We start from the raw sequence: 10,478 nt of genomic DNA, 5'->3' as shown, positions 1-10,478 counted from the left end.
TAAAGACGGGTTCCGTACCGTCGCGGAAGATGTCCTGCACCTGCGACGCCATAAACGGGAAGTATATCGAGAACACGCCCTGATTAAGGATGATCGAAGTAAACGAAAAACTCTGCCCTAGCTGCGTACCATCAAACTCAGCCGTCCAAAAAGTGGCAACCATGTCGACTGCCCCGTCTTTGGGCGCGCCAGAAGTCTCTGTCAGCCGTCCCGAGTAGGTCATCGGTAGGCTACCTAGACTCTGTGCTGAAGCCGGGATTGAGAAAGCTGTCGCCACAGTCCAGCACACGCCTAGGCGCATGACAAAACAAGCAACAGTTTTGCGTCTCAACCCGGTCATGCCGAGGCCTCCGCGAGGGGGGGGGGAGCAGGCACTTTCCCACTCATATAGAGGGGCTTCGGCATGCCTGAGGTCTAACTTGAGGACTTTTTGGGGGCTCACATTGCGGGCTAAAATCATCAATGCTTACGGCAAGATGGCGCCAGGCTTTCAGCCTTTTTTTCCAGCCTCGCTGCTGATGTTGCCGTGCCGATGCTGCCTTTGCCACTTTGGGCTTAGTTTCGACCGGGTAATTAAGGCGCCCAAGATTTTACGGTAACTTGATGCATTTGGTTCCAATATTATATAATTATAGGCATTAACTGTGCCAATTATCTTGGGGTGATTCCAGTGTATATACCTAGGAGTATTGATTTAAAAGCATTTTGTAGCCAAAAATCAGTGCTATTACTCGGCCCTCGTCAGACAGGCAAAACACAGCTGATCAAGCATACGCTTTCCGATGAGGTGGCCTATTACAATCTCTTGGATCAGGAGATGTTCTTCCGGCTAGCCAACGATCCGACTCTGATCCGGAAACAGGTATCGGCCCATAGGCCGGAGAGCGGCATCGTAGTAATAGACGAGATACAGCGTCTACCTGAGCTATTGGATGAAGTGCACTTGATGATCGAGAAGGATGAGCTGCGGTTTGTGCTGACTGGCTCAAGTGCTCGCAAATTAAAGGCCAAGGGTGTCAATCTACTTGGTGGCCGTGCACGTCAGCTCGCCCTTCACCCTCTGACCTATAATGAACTAGGAGATAATCTTTTTGATCTCCGTAAGTGTCTAAACCGAGGGCTTATTCCCTCAATTTATCTATCCGATGATCCTCGTGCCGATTTAGGCGCATATCTTGGCACTTATTTAGAGAACGAAATTGCTAATGAAGCGTCGGTACGGAACCTCCCTGCATTCTCACGATTCTTGACGACTGCGGCATTATGCAACGGTCAAATTATTAACTATTCAAGTATTGCCAGTGATGCTCAGGTTGGGCGCAAAGTTGTAGCCGAGTACTTTCAAATTCTCTTCGATACTTTGGTGGCTAAAGAGCTTCCTGCATGGCTACGTTCTGAGAAACGTAAGCCACTTGAAACGTCAAAATTTTACTTCTTTGATACCGGTATTGTGCGTGCCATCCTTGACTTGCCACCGACTAAGGAAAAATCTAAAGATTTCGGCGACTTTTTCGAGGCCTACATCCATCACGAGTTAAGTTCCTATATCGACTACTATCGTCCTAACACCACGCTGCATTATTGGCGCACCACCACAAATCATGAAGTCGATTTCATCCTGGGTGGGACGGTAGCGATCGAGGTCAAGGCCAAGACCCTAGTGGGGGAAAAAGATCTTCACGGACTCCGAGCTTGCGAGCAAGAAAAAATACTAAAGAAGTATATTGTTGTGTGCATGGAGGAACGCGCAAGAATTGTCGACGATATCTTTCTGATCCTGCCATACAAAGAGTTTCTCAATTCACTTTGGAATCACGAATTGATCGAGGCTCGTGAAGAAATATGATGCCGCCGACGCAATGTTGTCGGCATAAACATGCTAACTTACATAATCGTTGGCATTTAGAGCAGCCATGACTGTTGTGGAAGCGGTTAAATACTGGTTTTCCATCGGACGCGAAACGGTTCGACTCTCTACAGCTTCAAGCCTCCATTCCGAAATTCTGGGCCCATGCCGCGCCCCTGAATTGGAAGAATCCCTTAGTCGCGTGAGGATAGAGCGCCGTGTCCATCCCGCGGCGGGCGTACCTGAGATCAACCTGGGCATTCACGCGGCTCAGTGCATCGGACCAGTAACCGCGATGCGGCTTCATGCAAATGAGTTGCTGATCTCTTTCCACATGCTCCATGATTGCTCCCACCTTGGCCCATACAAGGGGAGCGCCAAAATGTGCTTTTGCGCGCGCCGCACCGTCGGTGACTGCCTGAGTTAGAGCATCAGTTACCAGCGGTGATAGCTGAAGAGTCTGCGATAATTCGCTAGGATCTATAGCGATGATCTGCCTGACTTTAGCTTCTTTAAGCTCACTACCCTCGAGATAGAGATCGTCGGCATGGACGATGAGGGTCGTCTCTTTAGTGAGATCGATGGCTTTATTATCAACCTCATTATCAACCTCGCCCGTACTCGCGACAGGTTTAGGATCCAAGCTAAATGCGAGATGTGAAACGGATGCAGCCTCGCTGTCGGTAGCCAGTCGCTCGCGCACTGTCACGCGCCCGTCGGTGCAGCGCTTAATGTTTTCTGCGGTTGCGACGTATCTTTTGCCCTGAGTATGCAGGCCAGCTACCCACCGCCACGACAACGTGTTGACTGCCGGATCACCGTCTATCAAATGACGCAGAAAAAACTGCGCCCCTAGCTGCCAAGGTAGTCGCAGCGTATAGATCCAAATGCTCGCAAACCACATGCGCGCATGATTATGGAGATAACCATGGGTCCGAAGCTCATCCGCCCAGGCGTCGAAGCAGGCGATGCCACTCTTGCCCCTAATGGCACGGTCGTAGAGTGCATGGTCGTAAAGCGCTCTTTCGTCCAGTGCTTTCTCTTTGTCACCATGCTTTTGCAGTTGTTCTAGGGCGTAAACATATTCCCTCCATACGGTCGGACGGTGCTCAAGCCAGCCGCGCCAATAGATGCGCCAGATCACCTCGTCGATCCATTTACTCACGACATCTTGCGGGAATGCCGCTAAAGCCGCTCTGATGCACTCACTCTCCACCAGTAAACGCCGGGACAGGTAAGGCGATAAGAGTGAAACGACCTCGTGATGATGGTCCGGGCCTAGGTCCGAGTTGCGTCGCGCGGCATAAGCGGCGAGTCCAGACTTGGTGAACGCTTCGAGCCTTCGTAGGCCCTCCTCACGATTAAGCGGCATAGCACACCTCAGTTTAAATGCAAAAAGCTTGCTAGTTGTGGCCATCGCTGAGGGATAGTCGTGGCGATGGAATGCCATGCTAGGCGCACCACTTCCCATACCGTCGCAAAATAGACCCAAGTCGCGATAGCGATCAGATGGCCGATGATTACAAATAGTCCGTCGCGCTCCAGATAACCAATACTGACGCAAATGATGGCCCAAGCCGGTAGAGAATTGGAAAAGAGCACCACTGGAGGTAAGGGTAGTATGAGTGCCAAGCCACTGACGGTGATGCTTAGACCTATGGCGCGACTTAACGGTGGTTGCAACGCAAGCGATAGCCGGGGTTTAAACAATGGGTCGATATAAGTAAATGCCTTGCGGGCGGCATGAACCATTTTCACTAGCCTCTGCCCATCAATCTCGCGCTGCCCCAGCCATTGCGGCAAGACGCCTGCGTGTCCCAGGGTCAGGCGCAGCCCAACGGCGATCATGACGAGGCCAATCACAATCGACACACCCGGCAGAGGGATGGGTTGCACAAAGGGGAGCGCAAAGATCAGCGCAAATGAGGCAAAGCCTCTGCCCTCCAACTTCTGTTCAATGGCTGCAAAACTCACACGCGGTGCAGCGGCCAGGCGCTCGATGGCGGCTAGGTCGGCCATAAAGCTCTCTTGGGATGTGTCAGTCATGAAGACTCTCGTCAGATATTTGGCGACTTTTTTTGACGCCGTGAAATTTCTACCTCGCCACTCCTCTGACACTTGCCCGGCTTCATCCGCTTATCGCTATACCAACGATGCCAATATTTGGACTAGCTTTATAATCAGTTAGAGCACAGCCAAAATTCTATCATGCAGGCCGTCGAGGAGTTGGCACTAAAGTTGCTCTAGTATCTCTGACCCACCCTCACTAGACCCACCACTCATCTTTGACGGCAGTACACGCGATGCTAAAGAACATCTACTCACCACTTTCAGGCGCGATCGCTCAAGAACGCGTGCTTGAAACCATCGCCAACAATATGGCGAACATGAATACGGTCGGTTTCAAGGGTGATCGCGTGACGTTTACCCTGCTGGAGCCGGAACCCGAAAAGAACTACCGTGATCCCCTGCCCCCTGCCAACTACAAGGTCGGCGTTGAGCAGCTGATGAACATCCGTGGCAACGAAATGGCCTACGTCGGTGTGGCCGATGTGACGAGGGACGACACCCAGGGACCAGCGATCAGCACCGGTAACCCTACCGACATTATGATTGAGGGCGAAGGCCTTCTGGCAGTCAATACGCCTGACGGTGTGCGCTATACCCGCAATGGGTCTTTGGTTGTCAGTCGCGACGGTGTACTTAGCAACAAAGATGGCATGCCTATCCTCGGTGAAAAGGGCAACATCGTCGTCCGCACTGGGTCTTTCGAAATCAACGACTCGGGCGAAGTATGGCAGGACAAGCACCTCATTGACCGCATTCAACTCTTCAAAATCAAAGACGGAGAGAGCTTAGAGCGCGTCGGTGACAATCTCCTTCATTACGGTGGCACTCCTGAGGGACTGACCACGGTGGCACGTCCACAGATGCGGCAGGGTTTTCTCGAGGGATCAAACGTCAACGCTATCAAAAACCTGACGGATATGATTATGGCGCACCGCTCCTACGAGGCTTACCAAAAGGCCATCAACGATTACGACCAAATTATGCAGAAATCTAGTAACCAACTCGGTGATTTGCGCGCTTAATGACTTAATGGTTTAGGCAATTAGTGGAGATCCAAGGCTATGATGCGACTACTTTACACAGCGGCGACGGGCATGGAAGCGATGCAGCAAAACATCGACGTCACGTCCAACAACTTGGCCAACTTAAATACCAACGCGTTTAAGAAGTCGCGCGCCAATTTCCATGACCTGATCTATCAGACGCTGAAGGCTCCGGGCCAAAACACCACCACCGGCACTGTCGTCCCTAGCGGCATCCAGGTCGGTGCCGGTACGCGGCTGTCGTCTGTAGACAAGATGTTTACCACCGGTGCGGTTAAGCTCACGGGCAACGAGACGGACTTCATGGTCGAGGGTCAGGGGTTCTTCCGTGTGCAACTTGAGGACGGCACCACGGCCTATACGCGGGATGGTAACTTTAAGTGGGACAACTCGGGTCGTCTCGTTACGGCCGACGGCTTCCCGCTGGTCGACGAAATCACACGGCCGCAAGGGGCCACTAACCTTGTTGTTGGTATGGACGGAGTCGTGACCGTCAATGTCGGCGCGGAAAAGCAAGACATCGGGCAAATCCAACTTGCCAACTTCATCAACCCCATGGGGTTGGCGTCGAAAGGACGCAACCTCTACACAGCCACCGAAGCCAGTGGTGAGCCTGTAGTTGGTATCGCTAACCAAAACGGTATGGGTGCTCTCTATCACACCCAGCTCGAGGCAGCGAACGTCAATATCGTCGAGGAAATGGTCAACATGATCTCCGGCCAGCGTGCCTACGAGATGAACTCTAAGGTCATCCAAACCGGCGATCAAATGTTGCAGGCCACAGTAGCCATCCGCTGATTCTAGTAAGGGGAGCTTGTGAATCTAGTTTTTAGCATGACATTACTCGGCGCGGTTCTGGGGCACAGCTTACTTGCCTCAGTGGCCCGCGCGGAATTAGTGCCGTCACTCCCGACGCCTGCTGCGGAGTTAGCACCACAAGTTCCACTCGCGGCGACACTAACTTTTCGTCCCAATGCAGAGGTCGATGGCGATCGGCTCTATCTAGGTGGCGTTGCAGATTGTCATGGCATGGCCGAAATTTGCGACGAAATTTACGCCGTTGACTTGGGGCCAAGTCCCGAACCTGGACGGACGATCACTTGGCATCCAGAAAAGGCGCGTGCGCTCCTCGGCAAAGAATGGCCGGCGGCGGACATCAGATTAGCAGGTGCTAAGGTGATTAAGATCACTGCAGCCTCGATTCCTTTAACAGAGGACAAGGTTGAAGGTGCTCTCAAGTCTTTACTGAGCGATGCTTTTAGTGAGGACAGTGCACTGAAAGTCACAATAGATCGGATGTTGTTACCCCCAGGGCTCAAATTGCGCCCCGGGGATTACGTGATTGAATTCCCAGACCTTACTGCAGAACACCTGCAATCCGCTGACTGGGTGATAAAACGTCTCGGCGGCAATGTGCGCCTCACTTTTGTCGCGCGCCAAGTGGACGGCGATCAACTGCGGGCCGTGTTCTCGGTCTCAGCTCATATGACAGTGCATGCACTGTTGCCCGTCCTTGGCGAGTCTTTGGATAAAGGAGCGGAGATTACCGATGCCAACCTGGGCTCAGATATGGTTGCTCTCGGGCGCAGTGGCAGCATGTACGTGAGTCATCGCGACGAGCTGATCGGTCGTCGCCTACGACGTCCGATGCAGAGCGGCTCCCCTTTGCTGTCGAGTGATATTGAATTACCAAGGCTGGTACGCCGCGGTCAAATGGTGCAACTCAAAGTCGATGGCTCTGGAGTTGCCGTTAGCGGCTCAGTCAAGCTCATGGCTGATGGCGTGCCAGGCCAGGTGATAGAAGCGCAGTATCCAGCGACCAAAAAGCGGATGCGCGTACGGGTGATTGACGCGAACACAGTTCAACACGTGTTTTAAGCAGGTGCCATGAAGATTTTTGCTACCTTCCTATTACTCATTGGTTCAGTCTTTGGCTGCTCGCCTAAGATGACGCAAGTCTCTGGACGTAATCCAGATCTTTTTACCAAGGATTCAGACAAACTCGTGGGTCAAGGTCGCTCCATGGCCGGGACTCCAGCACCGGCTGTCTATGTCAAGGAAAAGACGGTGCAGATCACGAGCAATACGCGTTCTAATGACTCGGGATCACTTTTTAATCCAGACGATGAGCGCAATTATTTATTTACTCCCAAAGGTCCACTCAATGTGGGGCGGTTCCTCACCGTCAATATTCAGCCTAATCGTATAAGTGACAAAGATCTGGCTAAAGACAAAGGCGGCGCTAAAGCCAAGGGCAAAGGCAAGGACGACAAGTCCGGACCGACGGACGAGGTCGAGGAAGAATTACTCAAAGCGCTACCTGACCTGACCCCAGCCGAAAAAGGTCAGCCTTCGCTGCTCAAATCATTCAAAATGCAAATCGCTCACAGATACGACAACGGTGACGTACTAGCCATGCTCAAGAGAACCTCGCAGCACAAGGATCAAGTTAACGAGGTTGATCTGCGAGCACGTATTCCATACGACCGGCTGAGCTCTGGGGAGGATTTAACGACGGATGATCTCCTCGATGTCCGCTTCGCGGAGAGTAAGTCCGGTGAGCTGACAGAGCGCAATTCGTCTGGTTGGGAGGACGAGTATTCACTACGTCTCAGCGGCTTCGAGGAGGCCAAGTCTAAACAAGCGCAAGACCTCGCCGATCAAAAAGATCGCTTACAGGAAGCGCAGGAAAAACTAGAAAGCCGCATCAAGTCTTTCGGCGATGAGCGTCGACTCGTGGCTAAACAGCGTGAGGAATTAGCCAAAAAACGCGCCGAGACCGATGCCAAAATGAAACTGATCGAGGATACGCTGAAGGAGCAAGAGGCAGCCAAGGCGGCTGCTGAAGCCGCAGCGGCGGCTGATCCCAAAGCCGACAAAGGCAAAGCAGGTGCAGCTGCGCCGGCTAAAGATGCGGGTAAGGCTGGGACGGCAGATGCTGCTAAACCAGCGGGTGGGGGTAATAATGCGTAGGTTTTTGTTAATTACTTTCATCATGGCCCTGTGTTTTGACGGCGCGCAGGTGGCCCAGGCGATGCCCACCCGCCTCAAAGACCTTATCCGCGTGCGTGGTGTGCGCGGCAACTTCGTCAATGGATTTGGGCTCGTCGTCGGCCTCAAGGCTACAGGCGACAGCAAAAAGTCACTCACTACGAACAAGATGATCGCCAACATGCTCACACGCATGGGTATGAAGACTAAAGATAACGAGGTCGTTGCCGGCAATATGGCTGCCGTGTTGGTCACGGGCGAGCTCCCTCCTTATGGCAAAAATGGCGATCTTTTTGACATCAAAGTATCGGCCATCGGTGACGCCCGGAGTTTGGCCGGGGGGACGTTAATTTTAACCACACTACACGCTGGTAATAGCGAGGTTTATGCGGTTGCTCAGGGGTCCGTCGTAGTGGGGCAGGCTAGTGGCAACGGTGCGCAGGTACTTACTGTGGCTAGGGTGCCCCAAGGGGCTACGGTCGAGCGGGAGTTCCAGCCCACCATTGGCAATCAGGGTGAGTTGACGTTAACACTCATCCGACCAGACTTTACGACAGCCACGCGCATTGCCGAGGCTATCAACACTAAACTAAAGGGTTTTTTCGCCTCACCACGTGATGTCAGTAGCATCGATGTGACGATGCCGGCTGAATACCAAGGCCGCACGGTAGAGTTTCTCTCCGAGCTTGAATCCATGCGTGTCGAGGACGATGCGCGCTCCGTTGTGGTCATTAATGAGAGGACTGGGACAGTGGTCATGGGTGCTGGCGTCGTAGTGGCGCCGATAGCGATTGCTCACGGGGATTTGACCATTAAGGTTGGGGGCAAAAACGACAAATCGGCGCCTAAGTCAGTGGTTTCCGTTGGTGGTACTACGGTCGGCGAACTCCTGCAAACGCTCAATAATCTAGGCGTCAAACCTGCGGATCTGGTTGGTATCTTGCAGTCCGTTCATGCATCCGGGGCCATCAATGCCGAGCTGAGGTTTATGTAATATGAATAGTCCGCTAAGCGTCAATGTGAATACGCCCGTCGCGGCTAACCACGATAAGATCCTTGGTGATCTTAGATCCAAGGTTAACGACCGCGATCGCGCGACGATTAAACAAGCGGCCGAGGATTTTGAATCCCTGTTTCTTAATATTGTCCTTAAGTCGATGCGTGACACCGTCCAGAAGTCAGGTCTGATTGACGGAGGTAATGCCGAAGATATTTACAAGTCGTTACTCGACGATGAGTATGCCAAGATGATGGCCGCGCAGAGGCATACGGGACTTGCCAATAATATTGAGGAATTTTTGCTTAATTCCCAATCTCAAGTCCGTCCCTCATCACCTCCTGCGGTGGCTAAGTCGCAGGGACTAGCGGCTTACAAAGAGGGTGCGCGTAGCCCAGGGATTGCAGCTGCGATCAAAACAGGCGACAATAGGTAGCAGAAGCCCACCAGATTTTCTCTTTCTCTCCACCAGCCGTTCTATGTTAGAAGCCCTACCATGAAAGATAGAGGTGTTTCATGAGTACCAGCCGCATTGGCAGCTACACTCCCAAAGCAACGGACGGGCTGAATCCGGCAGCGACCCCGCAGTCCAAGGCTGAGGATGGTAAGGTACAGAATGCCAAGGCGGTGGCTCCAGCCGCCGCCCCTCAAGGTGCCGGCCAAACCGCCAACAACGCCCGGGCCAACAAGGACTATGGCGTTAACATCTCGGATGCCGCTAAAACCAAAGCAGAAGCCTACCAAAAAGCTCTCGATATCGCTCGCTCCACTCCCGACGTTCGTGAAGACCGTGTCTCGGATATTAAGAAGCAAATAGCCGACGGTACCTACAAACCAGACGCTGGCCGTATAGCTGACGGCATGTTGCACGAAGCCATCAAAGAACACCTAGCCGAATCTGACAATTAATTCCCTCTAAACAGGAGAGGCGCAATGACTCAGACCACATTTGTGGAACAAGTCATCGAGGTAGCATCTCGTCTCACTGACTGCGTCAACAAGATGCGCGATGCCTACGCAGAGATGCCTAAGGTGATTGCATCTGAGCATGAGGCAATCGAGGCTCGAGAATACGGCCTTGTGACGGATGCCTGTCGCGTTAAAGAGGAGCTGGGTGACCGAATCGAGGGTGCTTACACTAACTTCACCCTTACCGGCGAAAAACTCGCCAAAATCTTAAGCGCACATTGGCCCGAAAAGCCCCGTCCCGTCACACTCTCTCAGTTTAACGATGCGTTGACGGAGTTAGCTAATTCTCTTTCATCCGAGCAGTTTGCTGTTCAAGTTCTACAGCACGTAGCCAAGGTTTTTACCAAGGCGGTGCAGGATTTCTTCGCCGTATACATGGACGTGAAACCACAGATCGAGGCCAATCGTTATCTTGTCACCAAGCTAATGTGGAATTATCAGGAGAGCTACCGATTTTGGCAAGAGGTTAGCGAGCAAGTGGCCGTTTCCTATAATGCTCATGGCGTGCAGAAAGCTGCCGGTCGCAACAGCGGGTTTCGCGTTAAGGCCTAATGAAGGTGCT

General features: G+C 52.6%; 12 protein-coding genes. 9 read left to right on the top strand and 3 right to left on the bottom strand.

The genetic code is table 11. The features are described 5' to 3' along the window. A partial coding sequence (locus tag FJ146_05990; GenBank protein MBM4251502.1) for a hypothetical protein occupies positions 1-340 on the bottom strand: 340 nt, incomplete at its 3' end. Between the two features lie 381 nt (positions 341-721). Between FJ146_05990 and FJ146_05985 the strand changes: the two genes are divergently transcribed. After that, positions 722-1,846, top strand: a complete 1,125-nt coding sequence (locus FJ146_05985) for an ATP-binding protein (protein MBM4251501.1) — start codon at positions 722-724, stop codon at positions 1,844-1,846. Positions 1,847-1,982: 136 nt separating this feature from the next. Here FJ146_05985 and FJ146_05980 read toward each other — a convergent pair whose 3' ends face one another. Next, complete coding sequence (locus FJ146_05980; GenBank protein ID MBM4251500.1) at positions 1,983-3,317, bottom strand: deoxyribodipyrimidine photolyase; 1,335 nt, start codon at positions 3,315-3,317, stop codon at positions 1,983-1,985. Further along, positions 3,227-3,892 (bottom strand): exopolysaccharide biosynthesis protein, encoded by a 666-nt coding sequence (locus FJ146_05975; GenBank protein MBM4251499.1) that lies wholly within the window; start codon positions 3,890-3,892, stop codon positions 3,227-3,229. The genes FJ146_05980 and FJ146_05975 overlap by 91 nt, the downstream gene beginning before the upstream one ends. Positions 3,893-4,149: 257 nt before the next feature. On the opposite strand from FJ146_05975, the gene FJ146_05970 reads away from it, so the two are divergent. The 8 genes from FJ146_05970 to FJ146_05935 all read left to right on the top strand — a co-directional run bounded on the left by FJ146_05970 (position 4,150) and on the right by FJ146_05935 (position 10,468). Beyond that, positions 4,150-4,938 (top strand): flagellar hook-basal body protein, encoded by a 789-nt coding sequence (locus tag FJ146_05970; protein MBM4251498.1) that lies wholly within the window; start codon positions 4,150-4,152, stop codon positions 4,936-4,938. A 39-nt stretch (positions 4,939-4,977) separates the two neighbouring features. After that, positions 4,978-5,757, top strand: coding sequence for a flagellar basal-body rod protein FlgG (gene flgG, locus FJ146_05965; protein ID MBM4251497.1), 780 nt, complete (start codon positions 4,978-4,980; stop codon positions 5,755-5,757). 18 nt (positions 5,758-5,775) lie between these two features. Continuing rightward, positions 5,776-6,837, top strand: a complete 1,062-nt coding sequence (gene flgA, locus FJ146_05960; protein MBM4251496.1) for a flagellar basal body P-ring formation protein FlgA — start codon at positions 5,776-5,778, stop codon at positions 6,835-6,837. A gap of 9 nt (positions 6,838-6,846) precedes the next feature. After that, positions 6,847-7,932 (top strand): hypothetical protein, encoded by a 1,086-nt coding sequence (locus FJ146_05955; GenBank protein ID MBM4251495.1) that lies wholly within the window; start codon positions 6,847-6,849, stop codon positions 7,930-7,932. Continuing rightward, a complete protein-coding gene (locus FJ146_05950; protein MBM4251494.1) occupies positions 7,871-8,944 on the top strand; it encodes a flagellar basal body P-ring protein FlgI in 1,074 nt (357 codons plus the stop codon). The genes FJ146_05955 and FJ146_05950 overlap by 62 nt, the downstream gene beginning before the upstream one ends. A gap of 1 nt (position 8,945) precedes the next feature. Continuing rightward, positions 8,946-9,383, top strand: a complete 438-nt coding sequence (locus FJ146_05945; protein ID MBM4251493.1) for a hypothetical protein — start codon at positions 8,946-8,948, stop codon at positions 9,381-9,383. An 80-nt stretch (positions 9,384-9,463) separates the two neighbouring features. Then, positions 9,464-9,856, top strand: coding sequence for a flagellar biosynthesis anti-sigma factor FlgM (gene flgM, locus FJ146_05940; protein ID MBM4251492.1), 393 nt, complete (start codon positions 9,464-9,466; stop codon positions 9,854-9,856). A 24-nt stretch (positions 9,857-9,880) separates the two neighbouring features. Beyond that, a complete protein-coding gene (locus tag FJ146_05935; GenBank protein ID MBM4251491.1) occupies positions 9,881-10,468 on the top strand; it encodes a hypothetical protein in 588 nt (195 codons plus the stop codon). The last annotated feature ends 10 nt before the right edge of the window (positions 10,469-10,478 follow it).

This window comes from Deltaproteobacteria bacterium (assembly GCA_016874735.1).
GTDB lineage: Bacteria > Bdellovibrionota_B > Oligoflexia > Oligoflexales > CAIYRB01 > CAIYRB01.
This window is presented reverse-complemented; position numbering and strand designations above follow the sequence as displayed.